Origin of the sequence: Cohnella soli (assembly GCF_042655525.1) — a bacterium.
Lineage (GTDB): Bacteria > Bacillota > Bacilli > Paenibacillales > Paenibacillaceae > Cohnella > Cohnella soli.
On record NZ_JBHSMI010000067.1, the window covers coordinates 174,008 to 196,111 of the forward strand.

Annotated in this window: 23 protein-coding genes; 7 read left to right on the top strand and 16 right to left on the bottom strand. The window is 52.7% G+C overall.

Annotated elements, in window-relative coordinates; all coding sequences use genetic code 11:
* Positions 1-3: 3 nt before the first annotated feature.
* Genes ACFPOF_RS30210 through ACFPOF_RS30220 form a run of 3 tightly spaced genes read right to left on the bottom strand, consistent with a single transcriptional unit; the run spans position 4 to position 2,882 of the window.
* Positions 4-987 carry a Gfo/Idh/MocA family protein gene (locus ACFPOF_RS30210; protein WP_378139314.1) on the bottom strand — a complete coding sequence of 328 codons (984 nt, stop codon included), beginning with the start codon at positions 985-987 and terminating at the stop codon, positions 4-6.
* The gene (locus tag ACFPOF_RS30215; RefSeq protein WP_378139316.1) at positions 984-1,979 is read right to left on the bottom strand and encodes a Gfo/Idh/MocA family protein; all 996 of its coding nucleotides are present in this window, start codon (positions 1,977-1,979) and stop codon (positions 984-986) included. Before ACFPOF_RS30215 ends, ACFPOF_RS30210 begins: the two co-directional genes overlap by 4 nt.
* 30 nt (positions 1,980-2,009) lie before the next feature.
* Complete coding sequence (locus ACFPOF_RS30220) at positions 2,010-2,882, bottom strand: DUF72 domain-containing protein (protein ID WP_378139318.1); 873 nt, start codon at positions 2,880-2,882, stop codon at positions 2,010-2,012.
* Positions 2,883-3,320: 438 nt separating this feature from the next.
* Here ACFPOF_RS30220 and ACFPOF_RS30225 point away from each other — a divergent pair, with 438 nt between their 5' ends.
* A complete protein-coding gene (locus ACFPOF_RS30225; protein ID WP_378139320.1) occupies positions 3,321-3,872 on the top strand; it encodes an RNA polymerase sigma factor in 552 nt (183 codons plus the stop codon).
* Positions 3,869-4,627: a SurA N-terminal domain-containing protein gene (locus tag ACFPOF_RS30230; RefSeq protein ID WP_378139321.1), complete on the top strand. Its 759-nt coding sequence runs from the start codon at positions 3,869-3,871 to the stop codon at positions 4,625-4,627. Before ACFPOF_RS30225 ends, ACFPOF_RS30230 begins: the two co-directional genes overlap by 4 nt.
* A gap of 30 nt (positions 4,628-4,657) precedes the next feature.
* Here ACFPOF_RS30230 and ACFPOF_RS30235 read toward each other — a convergent pair whose 3' ends face one another.
* Genes ACFPOF_RS30235 through ACFPOF_RS30250 form a run of 4 tightly spaced genes read right to left on the bottom strand, consistent with a single transcriptional unit; the run spans position 4,658 to position 8,708 of the window.
* Positions 4,658-4,891: a hypothetical protein gene (locus ACFPOF_RS30235; RefSeq protein WP_378139323.1), complete on the bottom strand. Its 234-nt coding sequence runs from the start codon at positions 4,889-4,891 to the stop codon at positions 4,658-4,660.
* A 6-nt stretch (positions 4,892-4,897) separates the two neighbouring features.
* Positions 4,898-6,007 carry a GerAB/ArcD/ProY family transporter gene (locus ACFPOF_RS30240; RefSeq protein WP_378139325.1) on the bottom strand — a complete coding sequence of 370 codons (1,110 nt, stop codon included), beginning with the start codon at positions 6,005-6,007 and terminating at the stop codon, positions 4,898-4,900.
* Positions 6,008-6,022: 15 nt separating this feature from the next.
* Positions 6,023-7,204: a Ger(x)C family spore germination protein gene (locus ACFPOF_RS30245; RefSeq protein ID WP_378139327.1), complete on the bottom strand. Its 1,182-nt coding sequence runs from the start codon at positions 7,202-7,204 to the stop codon at positions 6,023-6,025.
* A gap of 34 nt (positions 7,205-7,238) precedes the next feature.
* Positions 7,239-8,708, bottom strand: coding sequence for a spore germination protein (locus ACFPOF_RS30250; protein ID WP_378139329.1), 1,470 nt, complete (start codon positions 8,706-8,708; stop codon positions 7,239-7,241).
* Between the two features lie 273 nt (positions 8,709-8,981).
* Here ACFPOF_RS30250 and ACFPOF_RS30255 point away from each other — a divergent pair, with 273 nt between their 5' ends.
* The 4 genes from ACFPOF_RS30255 (at position 8,982) to ACFPOF_RS30270 (ending at position 12,314) form a co-directional block, all read left to right on the top strand.
* Positions 8,982-9,410 (top strand): hypothetical protein, encoded by a 429-nt coding sequence (locus tag ACFPOF_RS30255; RefSeq protein WP_378139331.1) that lies wholly within the window; start codon positions 8,982-8,984, stop codon positions 9,408-9,410.
* Entirely contained in the window at positions 9,407-10,501 is a 1,095-nt protein-coding gene (locus tag ACFPOF_RS30260) for a phosphodiester glycosidase family protein (RefSeq protein ID WP_378139333.1), read from the top strand. Before ACFPOF_RS30255 ends, ACFPOF_RS30260 begins: the two co-directional genes overlap by 4 nt.
* A gap of 100 nt (positions 10,502-10,601) precedes the next feature.
* The gene (locus ACFPOF_RS30265; protein WP_378139335.1) at positions 10,602-10,955 is read left to right on the top strand and encodes a hypothetical protein; all 354 of its coding nucleotides are present in this window, start codon (positions 10,602-10,604) and stop codon (positions 10,953-10,955) included.
* A 69-nt stretch (positions 10,956-11,024) separates the two neighbouring features.
* Positions 11,025-12,314 carry an MFS transporter gene (locus ACFPOF_RS30270; protein WP_378139337.1) on the top strand — a complete coding sequence of 430 codons (1,290 nt, stop codon included), beginning with the start codon at positions 11,025-11,027 and terminating at the stop codon, positions 12,312-12,314.
* 22 nt (positions 12,315-12,336) lie between these two features.
* Here the strand turns inward: ACFPOF_RS30270 and ACFPOF_RS30275 are convergent, their stop codons facing one another.
* Positions 12,337-13,230, bottom strand: a complete 894-nt coding sequence (locus ACFPOF_RS30275) for an AraC family transcriptional regulator (protein WP_378139339.1) — start codon at positions 13,228-13,230, stop codon at positions 12,337-12,339.
* 139 nt (positions 13,231-13,369) lie between these two features.
* Between ACFPOF_RS30275 and ACFPOF_RS30280 the strand changes: the two genes are divergently transcribed.
* Entirely contained in the window at positions 13,370-14,329 is a 960-nt protein-coding gene (locus ACFPOF_RS30280) for a phytanoyl-CoA dioxygenase family protein (RefSeq protein WP_378139341.1), read from the top strand.
* A 658-nt stretch (positions 14,330-14,987) separates the two neighbouring features.
* Here ACFPOF_RS30280 and ACFPOF_RS30285 read toward each other — a convergent pair.
* The 8 genes from ACFPOF_RS30285 to ACFPOF_RS30320 form a co-directional block, all read right to left on the bottom strand.
* A complete protein-coding gene (locus ACFPOF_RS30285) occupies positions 14,988-16,394 on the bottom strand; it encodes an MDR family MFS transporter (protein WP_378139343.1) in 1,407 nt (468 codons plus the stop codon).
* 33 nt (positions 16,395-16,427) lie between these two features.
* Complete coding sequence (locus ACFPOF_RS30290; protein WP_378139345.1) at positions 16,428-16,721, bottom strand: late competence development ComFB family protein; 294 nt, start codon at positions 16,719-16,721, stop codon at positions 16,428-16,430.
* A 77-nt stretch (positions 16,722-16,798) separates the two neighbouring features.
* A complete protein-coding gene (locus ACFPOF_RS30295) occupies positions 16,799-17,809 on the bottom strand; it encodes a zinc-dependent alcohol dehydrogenase family protein (RefSeq protein WP_378139347.1) in 1,011 nt (336 codons plus the stop codon).
* Positions 17,810-17,999: 190 nt separating this feature from the next.
* Complete coding sequence (locus ACFPOF_RS30300; RefSeq protein WP_378139349.1) at positions 18,000-18,785, bottom strand: alpha/beta fold hydrolase; 786 nt, start codon at positions 18,783-18,785, stop codon at positions 18,000-18,002.
* Positions 18,786-18,950: 165 nt separating this feature from the next.
* Complete coding sequence (locus ACFPOF_RS30305) at positions 18,951-19,148, bottom strand: cysteine-rich CWC family protein (protein ID WP_378139350.1); 198 nt, start codon at positions 19,146-19,148, stop codon at positions 18,951-18,953.
* A gap of 15 nt (positions 19,149-19,163) precedes the next feature.
* A complete protein-coding gene (locus ACFPOF_RS30310; RefSeq protein WP_378139352.1) occupies positions 19,164-20,048 on the bottom strand; it encodes a sugar phosphate isomerase/epimerase family protein in 885 nt (294 codons plus the stop codon).
* Between the two features lie 22 nt (positions 20,049-20,070).
* Positions 20,071-20,931, bottom strand: a complete 861-nt coding sequence (locus tag ACFPOF_RS30315) for a sugar phosphate isomerase/epimerase family protein (RefSeq protein ID WP_378139354.1) — start codon at positions 20,929-20,931, stop codon at positions 20,071-20,073.
* Positions 20,928-21,989: a Gfo/Idh/MocA family protein gene (locus ACFPOF_RS30320; protein ID WP_378139356.1), complete on the bottom strand. Its 1,062-nt coding sequence runs from the start codon at positions 21,987-21,989 to the stop codon at positions 20,928-20,930. The genes ACFPOF_RS30315 and ACFPOF_RS30320 overlap by 4 nt, the downstream gene beginning before the upstream one ends.
* Positions 21,990-22,104 lie beyond the last annotated feature (115 nt).

Below are 22,104 nucleotides of genomic sequence, written 5' to 3' on the forward strand. Positions count from 1 at the left end.
AGATCACCGATCCGCCGGGAAAGCCACGCCCATCTGCCTTCTCGCTTCATCCATCGTTCGTAGTGTCGCCAAGGAAACCGCATGGGAATTCACAGTCGATTCCTTCGACCCTCTATTGAGCAAACCGATAAATTCCCGTACTTCGTACGTCATGGCATTTTTCGCTTGCGGCGCCGTTAGAGTCTTCGTCGTCCCGTCCCGAAACCGGATTTCCGCGAAGTCCGGCCGACTGATTTTCTCGAAAACAATCGTACCGTTCTCCCCCTGGATTTCCGATCGGGCGTACGAATCGGTCATCTTCGAGTAGTGTACGACCGCATCCATGTCCGCATATTTCAGCAGCAGACTCCCGGCAACATCCGCTCCCGTATCGAGCAGCCGTCCTTTCGCAGTAATCCGCTCCGGCTCGCCGAACAGCGCGATAAGCGGGTACAAGCAATAGACGCCAAGGTCCATCAGCCCTCCGGTCGACATAGCCGGGTCGAACACGTTCGGCGAACCGCCGGACGCATACTCGCCGAAGCTTCCGGAATATTGGCAATAACTCGCGAAATAACGACGGACGGGACCGATCGCTTCGAGCTGGTCGCGAATCGCGAGAAACGTCGGCGTGAACGTCGACTTCATCGCTTCCATAAGCAAGACGCCATTTTCCTGTGCTGCAGCCGCCATTTTCTCGTACTCTCGCGCGTTGGAAGCCGCGGGTTTCTCGACAAGCACGTGTTTGCCGCCCTGCATGCAGGTTATCGCCTGATCCGCGTGTAATACGTTCGGGCTGGCGATGTAAACTGCGTCGATGTCCGGACTCGCAGCTAGCGCCGCCAGGCTCGTGAATGTCAGGGGGATATTGTGCTTCGCCGCGAAAGCATCGGCATTCTCCTGCGTCCGGGAATAGACTGCGGCAAGCTCGAAATCGTCCGAGGTAAGCCCCGCGTCGATAAAATGGTCCGTAATCCAGCTTGTGCCGATGACGCCGAATCGAATCATGCTTGACCTCCCTTGTCCGCCGGGAAGACAAGGCCGATCTGCCTGCGCGCTTCCTCTATTACAGCTATCGTCGTAATCGAGTTGAACGGAGAGTTGGTCGGATCTTCTCTTTCTCCCCGCTTCAGCAAGTCAATGAAAGCGCGCGTCTCGTAATACATCGGGCTGTTCGTTTGCGGGCGCCCGATATTTCTCACCGTGCCGTCGCGATATCGAATTTCGACTTCCTCCGGACATTGCGCAGGCTGGAACACAATCGTCGCGTTCTCCCCTTGAATTTCCGCCGGAGCATACGAATTCGTAATTTTCGAATACATGACGACAGCATCCATCTGTTCGTAACTAAGCAACATACTGCCTTCACCGTCCGCGCCCGATGGCAGCATATGCGCGTTTGCCAGCAGGCTGTCGGGTTTGCCGAACAACGCGATGAGCGGATACAGGCAATAGATACCGAGATCCATCAGCGAGCCGTTCGATAATTGCGGGTTGAATGCATTCGGCAGCTCTCCGCGCTTAAACGCGTCATACCGCGAAGAATACTGGCAATAACTCGCGAAATAACGACGAATCGTCCCTACCTCGCCGAGATGATCGCGGATCGCCTCGAAGTTCGGGAGCTGGGTCGTCATCATCGCTTCCATCAACAGCACGCCGTTGCGCCTCGCGACCTCGAACATCTCGCGTGTCTCGGCCGCATTCGAGGCGATCGGCTTCTCGACGAGCACATGTTTGCCCTGCTCCATGCAAGCGATCGCTTGTCGGGCGTGGAACGCAGTCGGGCTGGCAATGTAGACCGCCTCGAACGCCCCGCTGGCGGCAAATTGCTCCAAATCCGAATACCGATGCGGGATGCCGTACTTATCCGCAAACTCATCAGCCCGTTCGGCTGTGCGCGAGTACACGGCGCTCGCGACGAACTCGCCCGTCTCTCCCGCCGCTTGCATAAATCTGTCCGTAATCCAGTTCGTACCGATGATGCCGAATGTCGTCATAGAGATTTTAGTTCCTTTCGTTGTGTCGCGTTATAAGGAGAACAAATCCAATTGTTCCGGGGCTTCCGGTATAGCCGCCTCCGGAAACTCCGGTACAGGTAAGCCGAGCAATCTCATGAAGCTCTTGGCATTGCCGGCCGCATGACCGCCGGAATTGTTGTTGAAGACGATGCCCACTTCCGCAGAGGACGTGAGCAATTGTCGTATGCGCCCCGCCCATTCCTCCAACTCTGCGTCGTTGTAATTGTATAAATAGCGGACTTCCCGCCAGTTCGCTTCGCCGCTCTGGTTCCAGCCGCCTACGTTGCGACCGTGAAAACGGACGAGCGTGTAATCCGGGCGAGAAGCCTCCAGCACGATCGGAATAGAGCCGATGCCCGCCTGCGGTTCGTCGCAAACGCTATGAATCCAGCCCTCTTCGCGCATGAACGCCATCGTCCGCTCGCGGAATTCCAGCGTATACCAGCTTTGATGCCGGAATTCGAGAGCGCAAGGGAAGCCCTCCATCCTCCGCTTCGTCTCTCTTAACAGCGTTACATTCTGTTTCGAGCAATCGAACCAAGGCGGATATTGAAACAGCGCCGCCCACAGCTTGCCCGCATGCATCATCGGCTCCAAACTGTCGCGGACCGCCGTGTACATGTCATCGTCGTTCGTGTAGTAGGGCTTGCCGCGCAGGTGGCCGGTCATCCCCTGGTACGCCTTCACGACGAAACGGAAATTGTCCGGCGTCTCCTCCGCGTACCGCGCCATCCGATCGGGAGGCTGAACCGCGTAAAACGAGCTGTCCATCTCGACCAAAGAAAAATGGTCGCCGTATCGGGGCAGCTTTGCTTTCGCCGCCGTTCCCGGCTTGTAAAGGGAATCGTGGTCTCCCCATCCGGCTAAGCCGACCCTGATCACTAGCGTTCCCTCCCTCCAAAAAAGTCTCTCCGCAACGAGAAAACGAAAGAAATCACATATCAGAAAAAAGCTGCAATTGTACATTTTTTGATCCATTTTCTCACGTTGTGGTGCAGTATTCCTGCAAAAATACATGTATTTTCCGCTTAACTGCGCAAAAAAACTTATCAGTAGCAGAAAGCCTGTACAATCGCAGGCATTTGTTGGGCTTCGTCATTTCTGGAGAAAAAAACTGCACTTTTGCAGGTTTTGCACACCGATAAAGACGCCTAACCTGAGTCTAAGACTTTATTCTTTTCCCGGCAAGTTTAGTTGTACGCAGCTTACACGCATTGTTGATCCACCTGGCTCTTGTCCGCTCCGCGCCTTGAACGAAAAACGAAAATGAACCTTTTACGTTTGTCATTTGTCTGTATATAGCAGGGAGGGGATAATAACTTGGAATTCGAATATTTAAAATCTTTGACTGGGGATTATCCAAGAGGCGAAATTCTGACAGATATGGTGCGATGTTTTGGTAAAGACGTCTGGAATTATGCCCTTTCAATTTCAGGTAAACCAGAAATGGCAGATGATATAACCCAAGATGTGTTTTTCAAAGCATTAAAAAAACTGGACACATTTCGACACGAGTCTTCAATGAAAACATGGCTGTTGAGAATAACGCGAAACTCTGCGCTCAATTATAAATCAAATTATTTCTTCAAAAAAGTAACGCTCGTCGATAAGTGGTTTGAAAGCCAACCGGGTTTGGACCATCCCTCAGCAGAATCGGTGGCTCTTGAACGCATTCAACTTAATGAGGCCTGGAAGATCGTACTGCAATTACCAACAAAGTATAGAGAGGTTCTCGTTCTATTCGCCTTTCATGAAATGACACATAACGAGATAGCTCAGACTGTCGGTATTCCTGAAGGAACAGTAAAATCGCGTCTGCACAAAACAAGAATTCTCTTTGCACAAAAATTCGAGGGAGGGACGTACGAATGATAGATCAGTATCGCACAGACATGGAGAAGAAGCTCAAAATTTCGCCGATTGATGATTCCGCAATTTTGAGACTTACGACGGAATTGTGTGAACGGCATATAAAGTCTGTGGAAAAAACAAAAAAGCGATGGATCTACAGATTAGGTTATTTGATTGTGATGGTTGTCTGTTTGGCAGCTGTTATTGTTAGCACGAATCCATTCTCCGTAAATACCGCGAAACAAAGAGAAAATACACAAAATGAAATACCATTGGTTGAAGGCGATGGATTCCAAATCATGCCTGCAGAGTTTTTTCTCTACAAAGCTAACGTTGAAGAAATAAATAATAATCCTAAATCTACCCCGATGATCCTAAGTGACGAGCAGATAGTTAACAACATGATTACCGAAAAACTTTTAGTCCTAAATGCAAAAAAAAGAGGGCTAAAAGTATCTCCAGCTGAAGTAGATAAAGAAATTGAGTTCCAGCGGAACGCTTTAGAAAAAGCTGCAACTGACAATCCAATACGGGAAATCATGAATAATCGGATCAAAAGAAGCGGATTTTTTGAAGCAGAATTTTGGACCAGTGATGAAATCAGAGGATATTATGAAAATGCATTACTGGTAGGTAAATTGTTCTCAGCACTTGCTGCTGACGGGACAATAAAAAGTATTGGTAATGGATCTGAAGTTGCAAAATATAAAGAAGAGATACTGTCTAAGTATAAAAATACTCTGGTTATTAATTGGTCTGCACTGAAGAATAAATGATCTATTAATATTATTAAGTTACTCCAACCATTACTGCTTATGGAACAAGCCGCGTCCGAAAGCTTTGAATGCCGCCTCAAGCGGCCGATGCGGACTGGGCACATGCGCGCCCGACAGCTCCCACACCCCCAGAGCGAGCCCAATAAGCATAACTCCTATATACAGGAATGCCGTCCGGGAACGTCGTTCCCGGATTTCTCGGCGAACTTGCAGCCAAGAGAGAAAGCCAAATGCAAGCAAGAACAGAATCCACTTCACTACCATAAAAGCCTACCTCCCTGCCGGTATAGCGCCGGCAGTTCCTTTTTTGCCCGCAAAGATTGCGACTGCAAGCAGCGCCGCAGGAATGAGCAACTGGAATGGCAGAGAGTACCAGGGCCACACCCATAGCGCGAATTGCACCGATTCCGTGCCTGCTTTGTATACGATGCCGGACAGTTCGATCATCAGCAATGCAAGCGGAATCAGCAGCGGACGATAACGTACCGGACGAATCAGATCCGCAAGCGAACGCGAGGCGACATATAGACACACACATATTTTGATAAAACCGCCCAACACAAGCGTGAACATCGACAGCGGCTCCACCCGATCGAGAAAATCCGAAATCGAAATGTACTGGTAAGTTGTATAGCTGGCAAAGATCATCCGCGTGCTCAAATCCCCCAGAATGAGCAAATTTCGCACGTTAACGATCAGCAGCAGCAAAGCGCCGAATCCGAGCGTCAGCATGACCGTTCGGGTTGACTTGCCGACCCGGTTCAACTGCGGAATAATCATGGCGAACAGAACCGTCTCTCCGAACGGAAACGCGGTCACTTCCACTCCGCCCTCAATAATCGGACTCCACCCTCGATCGAGAATGGGAAACAGATTGGCATACTGAAAATCTTTACTCATCATGAGTACAGATGCCGCGACTTCGGACAGAACAAGCGCAAGAATAATCATGGCGCACCGTCCGATCACTTCAATGCCGGCAAAAGCCGCCCACAGCACAACGCTCATCATCATCACAGCGATAATGACAATCGGCGTTCTGGGCAATGCCACTGCCGAGATGAAATCTATAAAGATCCGCAAGACAAGCGCGCCAAGGTGAAGACTATAAATCGCGTACAATACTCCGATCAGACGACCTGCCCATGAGCCGAGCACCGTTTCGGCTATCTGGACAAGCGATTGACCGGGAAACCTTCTGCATAACCGGGTGTACACAAGCGCAAAGCAAAGCGAACACGCCATGCCGAGCAGAATGCTGATCCAGGCGTCTTTTGCGGCGACTGCGGCAAGCGGGATCGTCAGCGAGCTGCCGACCAGAAACATGAACATCGTGGCTACGAATGACCGCTCCGAAATTTGCTCCGTTCTATTGGCCACCTTCCCATTCCTCCTCTATTTGACGATATCGCTTTCCTTCAATTGCAGCGGCGGCCCCGTCATGCCGATCGAAGTAATCTTGAAGTCGACCGACACGGTCACATTTGCCTGCTTGAATACATGTTCCCAGTCCTTGCTCCTCTTTTTCCATGCGTACTTATGCTGCCGGTGCAGCGCTTCCCCGAATCCGAAAATATCTGAATTGTAAGTGCTCTGCACATTGTCCACCATACGCTGCGCCATCAGGCGAATCGCAGCCTGCGCTTCCTTTTCCACCTGACGCAAGCGATCAGGATCCGTCAGATCGAGGCGTGCATTATTCTCTTGTACTATTCCACGTCCTTTCATATGAACGTGGATGATCGTTTCATCGCCTCTGATGGCTGTCTCGATCGTCCGCTCCGGGTTTGTGATCGCCACCGTGACGGTGTCTTTCGCATTGCCTATCTCGATCGTTACCGTCCCATTGCTCAATCGCCCGACAATCCATCTGTAATATAGCGAGTCGTTTTCATCCAAATATCCCAGCAACTTTGTGTTTTTGAACACCGCGGTTTTGTCTACGCGGAACCGGCTGGAATTCGTGTTTTTGCCAGAACCGACAACCGGGCTGACCAACTCGACAACATCCGTGACAGGCTGAATGCCCGTCTCAGAGACGGAAGCGATCACGTCTCTCAGCGTAGTCGGGGTTCCTCTATAGACTTTTTCCATTTCGCGAATCGCTTCTGTCGGAATGAACTCCATCGGATAATCCGTGTTGAGGAGGTCGCTGCCGGATCGGCCCTTGACGACGAGCACGTATGTGCGGAGCCTGCTTGACGGATTCCGGCTAAAGTAGTCCAGAATGTTCTCGATACCGTGTCTGGCCAGCTCTTCTCCGATAAAAAGCACGCGTCTGTGCGCGACGAACATTTTGCGAGAAAGCTTGAATTGAATGTGTTCCAGGATTTCGTCGACTGTACGCCCTGTAGCCGATTCCGTCATATAGCTCTTCTCGCCCTCCTTCGAGGGCTTCGTGCCGATCTGCCTGACAGGTATGACGAATTGCGAGGTCGCCCTATATTTGCCGTCCGGATCCATATCCAAGGCTGTCGCCATGACCAACGCAATATCGTTGATTTCCTGCTTGTCCCAACAGCCCGTGCATGAGAACAGCACTAGGGAAGCGATAACGGCCAAGCTTAACCTTCGCATGGAGAGAAGCCTCCTTCGTCATCCAGACTTATGGTTATGAGCGATTCGGCCGCGGCTTCTGCCCGCCGGGAACGCGCACCGGATTGCGGCGATCAAACGGTTTTTCGCGTTTGGAAAACGCCCAATGCGGCACGCGAATGAACACATCCTTCAGGCTATGAGTCGACAACGGAGCTACCGGGTACAAATAGGGCACCCCGAAGGAGCGAAGCGAACACAGATGGACCAACAGCGCGAGGAAACCGATGGCAATACCGAAGAGGCCGAAGGCCCCTGCCAGAAACATCATCGGAAAACGAAGCAAACGAAGTCCGAACGAGAAATTGAACCGCGGAACCGTAAACGATGCGATACCGGTAATGGCAACGACGATGACCATCGGCGCGGATACGATGCCGGCTTCGACGGCCGCTTGCCCGATGACCAGCGCTCCGACGATGCTGACCGCGGCGCCAACCTGCTTGGGCAACCTGACGCCGGCTTCGCGCAGCGCTTCGAATGAAACTTCCATAATGAGAGCTTCGACAAAGGCCGGAAAAGGGTTTGCTTCGCGCGCTCCTGCAATGCTAACTAGGAGATTTGTCGGAATCATCTCCGGATGAAATGTGGAAATAGCAATGTAAATGGAAGGAAAAAATAAAGAAATGACCATAAATACGAGCCGCAGCCAACGGACAAAAGTGCTGACAATCCAATTTTCATAATAATCCTGTGCGCTTTGCAAAGATCCCCAGAATGTAAACGGCATTACGATTGCCGAGGGCGAGCCTTGAGCTAAAATCGCCACCCGCCCTTCCAGCAACCCCGCCGCTGTAACGTCCGGGCGTTCCGTATTTTGTATGGTCGGGAAAGGCGAATACGGTTCATCCTCAATGAAAGCTTCGACATAGCTGGAATCGATGATGCCGTCTATCGAAATATCCGTCATTCGGCTGCGGACTTCCTCGACAACCGATTTTTTGGCGACTCCATCGATATACACCATCGCGACTTTTGTCTGGGTATATTTGCCGAGCAGAATCGTTTCGATCTTCAAATCTTGGGTGCGGATCCGATTGCTAAGCATTGCCAAATTGGAATCGAGCTGTTCGATAAAGCCTTCCCGCGGCCCCCGCACAAGCGGCTCGGCGTCCGGCTCCTGGATGCTTCTTGTCGGCCACTGTTCAATGCCGGTGACGAGCGCCGCTTCTCCGTTACCGAAAAGCAACGCGGCTTTTCCCGACAGCACGCCTTGCGTCAGCTCTTCCAGGGTGCCGGCGCGCTCGAGCTTGCCGAATGTCTCCGACCGCTGCAAATCCGCAAAGGCCTCCGGTATTTCCTCCGCCAGTCGGGTCAGACAGCGACCTAGCAGATTATGATCTACCGTAGCTTGAGCGTATACAACGCAAATTTTGCGGTCGCTTGCGCCTCCAAGATCCCGGCTGACAATATCCGCACGTTGAGAAAGTTGTTGCTCTAGCAAGGTTCGATTCTCATCCAGGTTCTTGCTCAAATTTTCGCCCATTGTCCCTCGCTCCGCTTCACCGCGTCGGCAGCCTGATGTACGTATTTCCTATTTTGGCGAAGACAGGAATGATTTATTCCCTTCCCCCAATATCGTCCAATCCGGCTGGCATCTATGTTACAATCGGATGACGGACGCAACTTTTCGACATCTTTTTCGTTCATAATTAAGTCTGTCTATTCCATACTGAGCTCCTTAGGGCGTGTCTGCAGACACGCCCTAGCCGGGAGCAACAAGAGAGGTGCCACAAACGAAGTGATAAGAGAAAGCGCATTGCAACGCACAACGTCGGAAATCCCCCAAGACACTTACCGAGAAACGAGGTCCGGGCACAAGAAACGGAATACCTTCTTTTTCTTCCTGGCACTATGGATTGTCCTGATCGCCTGCGGAACGCTGGGAGCAAAATGGTACTCCGACCGCATTCAGCAGCAGGTTACCCTTGACGTCTCGAAGCAAACCGCCGTCCAAATCTCCGAGCTGCAACAACGTTACGAAACCCGGATATCCGAGCTTGAGTCCGGCTACCAACAACAAATCGCCAAGATGGACAGTAAAATCCAGTCGCTGAACGAACTGCTCACGTTCGCCAAGGACAATGCAGACACGAAAACCGACAACAGCAACAAGCTTTACACGCAATTGGCGGAAGTGAAGAAACAGCTTGCAGAGCTGAAAAAAAGTTTGGACGTGCTCAAATGAGCGCGCTGGCCGTCCGTTCTCTGAACCGCACGCTGCTGTACGCCGCCGCCCCTTTCGCCGGACTGCTCGTCTGGCTGTTCGTCGCGAGCGTCAACGTGACGATCGAGGACAATTCGCTTCGCTCTATCATCGAATCGTCCGCGTCGGATTCACCGTCCGATTCACCTTCCGCCGCGACCGAGACAACACTCGTGAAGCTCGGACAAGCCGAGAAGATCGCGAAAGGTACAGGAGCCTCTCTCAAGAAGCAGATTACGCTCTATAACAAAACAAACGCGGACATGAATGCAATCGCAGAACTGGCCATCTCTCAAGCCGCCAGACCTTACGCGATTTACGATAAGAGAATTACGGGCAGACTTGGCGCGCCATCTGCGACGATCCAGTCGGACAAGCTGAAGGCGCAGCTGTTCTACCTCGGAACGTCGAACTTCACGAGTTATGCACTAAAAATCAAGCTCAAAAAAAGCGACGCCATGAAACTCTCCCTCGGCAACGACAAACAAGGCGGAGCAGAGACGACGCTTGCCGCAGTCAAGCGCACCTCCGCCGTCATCGGCATTAACGCCGGAGGTTTCGCCGACAGCGGAGGCAAGCGTTATCCGCTAAGTACGACGATCGTCAACGGCGAATATGTCGGAAGCTTCGAGGCTAGCTACAAGGATTTGTTTTTCGTCGGTTTGAACGACAATAACCGGCTCATTGGAGGCAAATTCGGAAGTAAGGACCAACTTGACGCGTTGGCGCCGAAGTTCGGGGCGTCGTTCGTGCCGGTGCTGCTCAAGAACGGCCGGACGACGGACATTCCCGCCAAATGGCAAACAAGCCCGAAACGCGCGCCCCGCACCGTTATCGCAAACTATAAAGACGATCAATTGCTTATCCTCGTCGCCGACGGTTACAACGAGAAAGGCAGCTCCGGAGCAACGCTCGAAGAAATGCAAATATTGCTGCAGCGATTCGGTGCGATCGACGGCTACAATCTGGACGGCGGGGGATCGACTTCGCTCGTCTTCGGCGGCAAAGTGATTAACCGTCCTTCCGACGGACAGCTACGCAAAGTGCCGACGAATTTCCTGTTCTTCAAATAATGACGTATAATGCCGCAAGCGGCTCGTCCGATCTCAGTTCGAATATTCGTTGCCTCCCGATCATACCTTTTCAAGGTAGGCTTTCCTTGGAGGGATCGATATGGAGCAGAAAAAATTAGTCCGATATTGCGAGCTGAAAGCGCAGCAGAAACAAATCGAAGACGAGCTCGAGTCGCTGCGCAAAGAAATTATTTCCGCTTACTCCGCGGACGCGCAATTCGAGTTGGAGAAGTTCACCTTAAAGCTTGTTTATCAGGACAAGCGGCAATACGACGACGTTCGCCTATTCGAAGCGGTGCCCGATCCGGAGCTGTGGAAGGCGGTGTCCAAAGCGGATTCCGCCAAAATCGGCGCGCTGCTGAAGGCGAATCTCTTGTCGGATAAAGCGCTGGAAGGCACTTATCACATCGTCCGAACGCCTTATTTGTACGTTCAACCGGCAGTCATTCCCTGATCTCGCCTATCCGTCGATGTGATACAATAGGGAGATCAACAAGACTAGACGTGAACGAAGGTTGTAGCAATGCGATGGATTCACCAAGCGAGAATGGATATACAAAGCTGGAGCCGCGCCGTGCGGCTCTTTTTCCTGGCCAACATCCTCTATCAGACCGGCAACGGCATGTTTACGGTTCTATATAACTTATATGTAGATTCGCTAGGCTTCGGGCAAAATACGATCGGTTCCATCGTTAGCGTCCAGTCGCTCGCGGCTGCGCTGATGATCATTCCTATCGGGCTGCTAGGCGACCGGTCCAGCCGGAAAACGATTCTGATCGCCGGCATGCTGCTGACCGGTTGCGCATACGTGGCAAGCTCCTTCGCCGAGACGGGGCTTGCTTTGCGCGGCTTCGCCATCATGTCTGGCCTGTTCACCGCGTTCTTCCAAGTGACGGCTGTCCCTTATCTCGCCGCCCATTCGGACAAGTCCCAGCGGCTGCGGATGTTCAGCTTCCACTTCTCCGTTATGCTCGCCTCCCAAGTCGTCGGCAGCTTAACCGGCGGTTTGCTCGGCGATTTGCTTCAGTCGATCGGATGGAGCGCAACAGTCAGCCTGAGAAGCGCCTTGTCTCTAGGCGGCATGCTCAGTTTGTCGGCTTGCTTGCCGCTTCTATTCACAACAGGCGGTGCCGGGAGCAGGAGCGTTGCGACGACGCGGGAAGCCACATCAACATCGGACTCAAAGGTACAATCGGTCGACAAAGAAACCGCAGACGCCCGTCGCCGGGAGTGGCGGCTCATCCTCCGAATTACGCTTGCGCAGCTTTTAATCGGCTTCGGCTCCGGTATGGTTGTGCCTTACTTAAACGTGTATTTCACAGACCGATTCAATGTGTCCTTGTCGGCGATCGGGCTGCTTATTTCGCTCGGCCAGTTGATGACAGTGCTTTCGATGCTGATCGGTCCATCTCTCGTCGGCCGCGTTGGACAAGTGCGCGCCGTTGTCATCTTCCAACTGTTGTCGCTCCCGTTCCTGCTGCTTACCGGCTTCACGAACGTTCTGTTCGTCGCCGGCATCGCCTTCCTGTTCCGGCAAGCGCTTATGAACGCTGCCAACCCGATTCAATCTTCCATTCTGGTCGATCGAATATCGGATACCCGCCGGGGCGTCGCCAATTCGCTCACCCAGACGGTATTTATGCTCGGCTGGGCATCGATGGGACAAGTGCAGCCCCAATTGATCTCGCATTACGGCACGTACTGGGGTTACGTGCTGACGTTCAGCATTACCGGCGCGCTGTACGTCACATCGGCCATCTATTTTTATTTCATGCTCAGACGCAAACCCGGAAAGTCTCCGGCAGGTGCTTAGACAGCGCCCCCGACGGTCGCCGTCAGATCAATCTTTGCCTGCGCCTGTAGGCGATCGGGGACATGCCGGTTGCCGCTTTGAACCATTTGCTGAAATAATGCAGCGATCCGACATGCAGCCTCTCCGCCAATTCGCTTGCCGTCCACTCGGTGCCGGTGAGCAGTTCCTTGGCGCGTTGGATTTTCTGCAACGAATGATAGCGATGCGGCGTCATGTTGCATACTTTCAGAAACATGCGGCACACATAATCCTCATTATAACCCGACCATACGCTGAGCCATCCGCGATCATACGGCTGTTCGGCTAGCTGCTCCAGCCTGCGCCGGATGTCCCTGACAATCCGCTCCTGCGGTGACATCGCCGACTCGTCCCGTCCCTGGTATTGCTGAAGCAGCACGAACGTCTGCAGCAGCATTCCCCGGTTGGCTACGGCGGACTTGTCGCTGCTGCTCCGGTATTGCTGGACGATCGACATGAGCAATTCCGGTATGGGCGTCCCCTTGATCTGCTGTTTATCTTCCACGCGCAAGAAATCAAGCCCCTGCTCTCCGATCATCAGCCCGTTTTCAGTGTGAAGCAATCTCCTTATTTCCTCAGGCCCCACTTCTCTGATGACAAGAGGGTCATTTGCAGCCTCCAGCCCTTTGTTCAGATCGAAATGCATGCCGTATATTTCGAAAGGTTCCCGCTCGTCCGCTCTGAACCAATGAACGACCCCCGGCCCGTAATAGAAAAGATCGCCAGCTTCGGCGACATAACTTGCGCTGCCGATCTCTCCTATCCCTTTTCCTTTCGAAATATAGATCAATTGATGATTGCCAATTATACGCGGGCCGTATTGAAAAGAAGGCTCACACTTCAGCAGCAGCGCGAAATTCACGACCGGATTCAGTTCATTCCACGACAGCTTCTCCATTTGCCAGCCCCCTTTTTCCGTATTTCAGATTATGTCTGTAAAATACAAACATGTTCCCGTTTGTCTAAAGCCGCATATAAGAATATGTTCTATACTCTGCGTGATACCCTTTATTTTATCTTATAGGAGCGAGTCTCATATGACTACAGAAAGTCGACAATATGCAAATGTGTCCGACAACCCGAGCGAACCGACGAAAGGTTTCACCGACGCCACCCCGCTGCTGCACGATCCCGCAGGTTTGCGCAAGCAGGCCGAGCAAGACAGCTATTTGTGGTTTAAGGGGTTGCTGCCGCGAGAACAAGTGCTCGAACTCCGCCATAGCATTCTGCAATTGCTTCGCGACCGCCAGATGCTGGACCCTTCTTATCCGCTTGAGCAAGGGATCGCCAATACGGAGGAGATAGACCGGCTGGCCGCGGAGGGACCGTTCTGGGCAGGCATCCCCCAAGATCTCTATTTGCAGATTCAGAAGCTGGAGGCATTCCATCGCATCGCGCGCGCGCCTGAGCTGCTGCACGTCTATCGTTTGTTGTTCGGGACGGAGCCTTTCCCTCATCCGCGCAATATTTGCAGGGTCGTGATGCCGCATCCAACCACGGTTCCGACGCCGCCTCATCAAGATTTCCTTCATATTCAAGGCTCAGAGAACACCTGGACGTGCTGGTTCCCGCTCGGAGACTGTCCGAAGGAGACAGGCGGATTGGCCATGCTGGAAGGCAGCCATAAGCTCGGCTTACTAAATGCGGCAGGGCACGATGGCGCGGGAGGGCTGGAGACGATTCTGTGCGGCTACAATATGAAGTGGGCTTATGACGATTACAGCGCGGGGGACGTCATCATTTTCCACAGCCACACGGTACACAAAGCAATACCGAATCAGAACGGCAACCGCTTCCGGCTTTCATGCGATTTCCGCTACCAACCTGCGACCGAGGTGATCGACAGCAGCTCGCTGCTGCCTCACGGCGATTACTCTTGGGAAGAAATTTACGCCGACTGGTCTGACGAAAGCTTGAAATACTACTGGCGAGATATGAATTTGGAACTGTCCGCCTGGGACGAGTCGATCCGCTGGCAGAAAGAGAAAATTTGCTAGGTTACTCCACACGGTCGTACGTACGGCCTCATCCGGAAGAGCGTCTCACGGTCGCACGTTATGCGGCTCGAGAGGCGCTTTTTTCGTTCGTGCGAACGGGATCGATACTTTTGACGCGGCTACGAAATTTCGTACAAACCTCCTCTGACTGACCACCTGGTGCCCCGCTTTATACGAAATTTCATACAATCGCCCTCTGACTGACCGCCTCGTGCCCCGCTTTATACGAAATTTCGTACAAACCTCCTCTGACTGACCGCCTCGTGCCCCGCTTTATACGAAATTTCGTACAAACCTCCTCTGACTGACCGCCTCGTGCCCCGCTTTATACGAAATTTCATACAATCGCCCTCTGACTGACCGCCTCGTGCCCCGCTTTATACGAAATTTCGTACAGACGCCCTCTAACTGACCGCCTCGTGCCCACCTTGTACGAAATTTCGTACAAACATCCCCTGACTGACCGCCTCGTGCCCCGCTTTATACGAAATTTCGTACAAACGCCCTCTGAGTAACCGGTAGGCATCCGAATAGCTGCATATGGTTGAAAATTCGCACACCTTAACCCCATAACATTGAAGGTTCCATTGGCTTAAATGCACAAACGCAAAAAGAAACCCAAGCGCAACCAAACGCACTTGGATTTCCCGATATCCCTTTACACCGACCCGTCAGCTTCGACCGAAGCTTTCCTCTTACGAGGCAGCGCCCCCGACAAGAACACTTTAAAGATGGCAATCGCGAATACCGCGATGAATATCAGATGCATGCCGTCGGCGAATTGAACTTGCGTCCCTTCCCCAACAACGTGTCTGTTGAGCAGCATGCCGAACACGGCAACCGCGACCGTCTGGCCCAGCGTGCCCATAAAAGAGCTCGTCGACGTTGCGACACCTCGCTGGCTGTCCGATGCCGCATTCTGAATGGACAGGATCGCCGGCGTATTGATGCACCCCATGCCGAATCCTATAATCGAGACGATACCGATGACGTGCCAGTAAGGTGTTCCGATATTGAGCGTAATGAGCCATAAAGTTCCCAATACCAACAGTACCGTTCCCATTACCATGAACACTTTGGCGCCAAAACGGAACATGTACCGCCCGGACAAGTTCGATGCGATCGGCCAGGTCATCGACATCGGCATCAGCATAAGCCCCGACTTCGTTGCGCTTAAGTTCATGACCGTCTGCACCCACATCGGAATGTATAAGGTAACCCCCGCCACGATGCAGAAGCCGAAAAACCCAAGCGCGTACGCAACCGTCAACGTCCTGTTTCGGAACAACTCAAGCGGAAGCATCGGCTCCTTCGCTTTCCTCTCAATGAACAGAAACACGACCAGGAACAAAGCTGCTATCGCGAACAACGACAAGATATACGTGGAGTCCCATGCGTGTTTTCCCTCGCCCCCGCCAGTCAACAGCGCGAGCAACAAGCTCGATACGCCGATCGTAAACGTCGCCGCGCCCGCGTAGTCGATGGTTGCGCGGACTTTCGAGAACCGTTCGTGGAGAGAGCCGAAAACGAGAATGAATGATACGATGCTGACCGGCACGTTCATGAAGAAAATCCAGCGCCATGAAATCGTATCGACGAAATATCCGCCGACGAACGGCCCGACAAGGCCAGCAATCGACCACATGGAAGCGAGAACGCCTTGCACTTTGCCCCGCTGTTCACCGGTGTACAAATCCCCGATAATCGTGAACGTTACCGGCGTCAGCGCACCGGCGCCGATTCCCTGAATCGCGCGGAACCAAATGAGTTCCGTCATCGATTGCGCTGCGCCGCACAGAACGGAGCCAACTAGAAACAACACCAGCCCGATCGTGAAGATCGACTTTCTGCCGAACAAATCCGCCAGCTTGCCGAAGATCGGCGTCGTAACGCATGTCGTAAGCGTATAAATCGAGAAAATCCAACTAATCAACGCGAAACCGTTTAAGTCTTCTCCAATCGTTTTCATTGCCGTATTTACGACCGTGCCATCTAATGCTCCGATGAACAAAGCGGCGAGCAGCCCGACCGTAACCAGCTTGCGATTTGTTTTTTTATGAGACATTACGTTCAAATCCTGCCTTTGTTATCCTTTTAGTCACTCGTATGCGTGGCTCGGGTTTTGCTCGATTACCTGAACCGCGCTGGCTAGCTCCCGCAAAATGTCGGACTGGAGCTGCGGCTCCTGAAATAAAGCCTTCACGTAGGCTTCTCCTGCTTGCGTCGATGTGTAACGAGGTGGAAGGTGATTGAGCGCGAGCGCCAGAATGTCGGCCTGACATCTTTCGCATGCGCACTTCAACACGCCCGTTTTCTCGAAATGATCTTCGAACATATGGCTAACGATCGGCTCCATGGCGTTCAATACCGGCGATTTCCCGGACTGCAGCATCCGCAAACACGCTCCAATACATGTAATAGAAACAATAGAAATGCCCCTATTATACCACAAAACCGCTATCTCCTTTGTTACAGCTTAATAGAAACTTTGCCGAAACGATTACCTTTATCCATGTAACGGAACGCTTCGATGGACTGTTCGAACGGGAATACGCGATCGATGACGGGCTGCAGCTTGTTCGCATCTATCGCACGGTTCATCGTTTCGAACATTTCGCGGCTGCCTCCGTTAATGCCCTGAATCGTCGGTTTTTTCAGCATTATCGGAAGGATGTTGAACCCTTCAGCGACCATGCCGGTCAAAATTCCGATAACGCTCACACGCCCGCCAATCCGCACCGCCGCAACAGATTGGTTAATCGTACGCGCTCCGCAGACATCGATCACATGATCGGCGCCCAATCCTTTCGTGTATTCGAGAACCGCTTTCTCCCAGTCCGGGTTCGTGTTGTAATTGATGCCGAAGTCCGCCCCAAGCATCTTTGCTTTGGTTAGCTTCTCGTCACTGCCGGAAGTGACGATCACTTTCGCTCCGTGAATTTTCGCGAATTGAAGGGCAAACAACGACACGCTTCCTGTCCCTTGTACAACGACTGTGTCCCCTGCACCGACTTTGCCTTCGGCAACAACGGCGTGCCACGCCGTTACTCCGGCGCATGGGAGAGTAGCAGCTTCCTCATCCGTCAGATGCTCAGGCACAAGCACAAGCGCATCTTCATGTACAACTGCATATTCGGCCAGCAAGCCGTCCGTAGGGCTGCCGATCGTGCTATACAAAGTCGTTCTGTCAGGCGCCCCGGCAATCCACTTATGAGCATAGGTCGGACTTACCCGGTCGCCAACTTCCACGCGGCTTGTATTTTCGCCAAGCGCGACGACTTCGCCGACGCCGTCGGACACCGGAATGAGCGGAAACGTCTGATTCGGATTGTAGAAGCCTTTCACAACGCTTAAATCTCTAAAATTCAAGGAAACGGCACGTATGCGAATCAGCGCTTCGCGCGGACCGGGCGCAGGCACAGGACGCTCCCCAGTCGTAATAGAATCGATGCCGAATTGCTTGATTTCAAATGTTTTCATCCCACTCGCTCCTCGTATTGTCGTTTTCTTTGAACTAACAATATCGCATGATTTAAGAACGAGTAAGGAGGCACTTTAAAGTGCGCTACCCACTGAAAAGTGTCTTTTTGTGCCAGCATGGCGTCCGGTCCCTTCAATCATAAAAACAGCGATGAATCAGGCATCCTAAGCCCCATCCATCGCTGCTCGATTAATCCTTCATCGTTAAGAAAGCCGTTACTTCACTCATGAATCGTTCGGGCTCTTCTACGCTCGGCGCGTGCCCGGAAAACTCGAACTCGGAGAAAGTCGATCCGGCGATCAGCGAAGCGATTTCCCGCCCTCGTTCCGGTGGATTCAGCCCATCGTGTTTGCCGCTAATCACCAATGTACGAGCTGTAACTGCCGGCAAACGGTCGCGAAAATCAAAGCCTTCAACCGCCTTGTTTGCAGCCGCTTGCTCCTTCGGATCCGTTAACGTCATCTGTTCCTTGTCCCAATCTCCCATCGTCTTCTGTGCTACGTCGTGACGATGGAAAATATATCTGGTCGCGTATGCGAACTTCTCAGTAGCCGGGATATCTTTCATCTCCTCGGCATGGCGAACAAAAAGCTCTTGCACGGAAGACGTTTTGCCGTTGCTTTTCGATACAATCAGCACCAGCTTTTTGATTCGTTCGGGAATCGCGATCGCTACGCCTTGCGCGATATAGCTGCCCATCGACACGCCAAGTAGGTAACAAGATTCGATCTCGAGCTTGTCCAGCAAAGCGACGACGTCCTTCACGTGATCCTCCAGCTTATACTCAGGAGGTTTGTCCGATTGTCCATGACCGCGCGCATCCGGCACGATCACGCGAAAATGACCTTTCAACTGTCGCACTTCGTTTCTAAACGTCTTGCCGCTCCCGAACAAACCATGAAGCATCACTAGCGGATAACCTTCGCCTTCTTCTTCGTAATAAAGCCGTGTCCCGTTGACGTCAATAGTCGGCATTGCTCCACGCTCCTATCCTCTTTCTAATATTTGGAAAATTGCAGTGACTCTTTAGAAACGTATTCGTCGCGATTTATCCATTTACCTGTATGTATTTGTGTGCGAATTTTGCGTGCGCATAGCAAAAAGACCGCAAGCAATCGCCTGCGATCTTTCACTCCAAGCTTAAGTGCGCGATTCTGCGCAGCTTTTGCATATGCACGCTTTGCGCCGGCTTTCCAGGGGAACCTTGTCGAGCAGTTCCGGCGGAAAAACAGCCGAGAAACACCAGCAGGTTCCGGCTTCATTCCCGGCAACTGAGCCGCATTCGTTAGGCCGCCCGCATAATGGGCACGCGGACGGATCGACGTTGCGTTCGTCCATCCGCGAACACCTCGTTTATGATCTTGCTCTCAGGAATCGAACGGCTTCTGCGATGTCGACTTCCGGATTGGCGCCGACTTCGCGTTCGATCGTCAAGTATCCATCATAGCCGATATCCCGAAGCGCCTTCAAGTATCCGTCCCAATTCACGCTGCCTTGGCCAAGCGGAACTTCGCGGAAGGCGTCGCCCGACTCTGCCTGCTGGGCGATAACTTCATGATCAAGCGGATCAAACCCAAGCGCGCCGTAGACGAGACGCGGATCGACTTCGCGCAGACGTACGCCGTCCTTCGCATGCGTATGCACGATATAATCGCGCAGCGTGTATACGCCTTGTACGGGATCGTCGCCCGTTACCATAACCATATTCGCCGGGTCGAAGTTAACGGATACGCCCTTGGAACCGAGTCCGTCAAGGAAGCTCTTCAGATGCGCAGCCGTCTCTGGTCCCGTCTCGATAGCGAAGAAAGCATTCATGCTCGTCGCGTAGTTGCTAAGCTCTGCACACGCTTCGTGCATCGCCGAGTAAACCTCGCTGTTCCGGTCGTCCGGAACGATGCCGATATGGGTCGTAACGACGTTCGTACCGAGCTCGACGGCAAGATCGAGAATACGTTTCGACTTCTCGACTTTAGCCGCGTTCGCTTTACGGTCCTGGAAGCCATGTCCGCCTAGATCTCCGACAAGAGCGGAAATTTGCAGTCCTTGCGATGCGATAAAATCTTTCCATTCTTTGCGGGCAGCCGGGGAAAGACCAGCAGGGTCCATCTCGCCTTCCACCGCATAGATTTGTACGCCTTCTGCGCCGAGAGCTGCCGCTTTCTTGAGTCCTTCGCGCACGCCGACTCTGAAGCTGTCTACGATAATGCCAACTTTCCATGGCTTAACAATATTGGACATTTTAACGAACTCCTTCCGCCGATTAGGCTAATTCCCACAATCTCTTCACATTGTCGAGCGCAATCTTCGTCGCTTTTACGCACGGCTCCATGCCTTCGAACTCGATCGAGATGTATCCGTCGTAGCCCGATTCTTTTACGGCACGCAGTGCTCCAACGATGTCGAGATCGCCTTGTCCGATAATCGCGCCGCGCAAGTAAGTGCCGTTCGTCGAATTGAACCAGCCCTCTCCCGGGTTCACTCCGGAAGCCGGACGGCGATAGAAATCTTTCACATGCACAATCGATGCGTACGGCGCATTGTTGCGTACACCGACAAGCGGATCTTCGTCCACGCAGACGAAGTTGCCGACATCCAGCGTCGTGCGGAAGTTCGGGCGATCAACCGCATGAATGAGAGCTTGTACACGGTCGCTCGCCTGCACGTAAAATCCGTGGTTTTCGATACTTGTCGTAATGCCGAACTGCGCTGCATAGTCCGCAATTCTGCGGCATGCGTCCGCCAAGCGAGGCAAGTCCGCGAGAAACCGCTTGATCGAACGATCGTCCGAATTCGCCACATCGTGGCGCATCAACTTCGCTCCGAGCGCAGCGGCAATGTCGACCTGACGCATTACACGCTCGATTTCCTTCTCGTACGCCTCGTCGTCCAATCCGGCGAAGTTCGCCCCGATCGCATAGTTCGAGATGTCGAGCCCATGTTCCGCCGCTTTGGCGACGATCGCCGCGACCAGTTCCGGATTATCGGTCAAGTCGTAGTCGAGCGGCACGATTTCGACGTGCTCGCCGCCCATTTCCGCAATTTTACCGATCGCCTGAAGGACGTCCAGTTCGCCCGCTTGCACCGCTTGCCATAAGCAGTACGTGCTTACACCGAATTTCATAGACGAATTTCCTCTCCCTTGGCTGCCGACTCGTAAATGGCGCACAAAATTTTCATCAGTTCGACGCCGTCTTCAACAGGGCTCATCTGCTCGGTTCCGTTGGCGATGCAGTCGATGAAGTGATTGATTTCGTTATCGAAAGCAGGTTGCCCCGCGAAGCCCGCTTTGCTGTCGGTTTGCGGCTCGATGTTCAGGATTGTATCGTATTTCTCGGTGACGATGGCGATTTCCGGATCGATCTCGAACGAACCGTTCACGCCGTAAAGCTTGACCGAGCCTTCGTCCTTCTTCGCGTGCAGCGAGTAGCTGACGTCAACCATCAGCGAGGCGCCATTCTCGAAGCGGATGACGGCGCTAGCCAAATCTTCCACCGTGTTTTTGGATGCGTCGTAGTCTGCCGCTTTGTAGAACGACAGATGTCTGACATTGGAGCGGTTGCCGAGCTTGTTGTATACGTTGCCGCTGACCGTCGTCGCTTTCGGACGCCCCATCAAGTACCAGACAAGGTCGATAACGTGAACGCCGATGTCGATCAACGGACCGCCGCCGGAACGATCAACGTCCGCGAACCAGCCTCCCGGATTGCCAAGACGGCGAATCGTCGAAGCTTTAGCATAATAGATCTCGCCGAACTCGCCGCGTTCAGCGAATTCGCGCAGCATTTTCACGTTCGGATCATATCTGCGCACGAAGCCGACTTGCAGCAGCTTGCCTGTCGAACGAACCGCGCGTTCGATTGCAAGGGCCTCTTCTACAGTACGTGCAAGCGGCTTCTCGACGAGCACGTGTTTGCCGGCTTCAAGAGCCGCGATGCTGATCGGCGCATGCGTGTTGTTCCATGTGCAGACGCTGACCGCGTCAATATCGGGATCAGCAAGCAGCTTATGGTAATCGGTAAATACTTTGTCCGCGCCGTATTTCGCCGCGACTTTGCTTGCTCTCTCTTCGTTTACGTCGCAGATGGCGACAATTTTCGCATTCGAATTGCTGTTATAAGCGCTTAAGTGACATTCCGAGATCGATCCAGTTCCAATAACGCCAATTCGAATCGGGTTCATTCGTTTCGCACTCTCCTTGGTTTATGAAAAAAATAAATGCAGTAGCTTTTGCCAAAGTCGTATTGCCTAACAATTCGTATTATAATGGGACCAGAAATGGAAACCATGAAGAGGC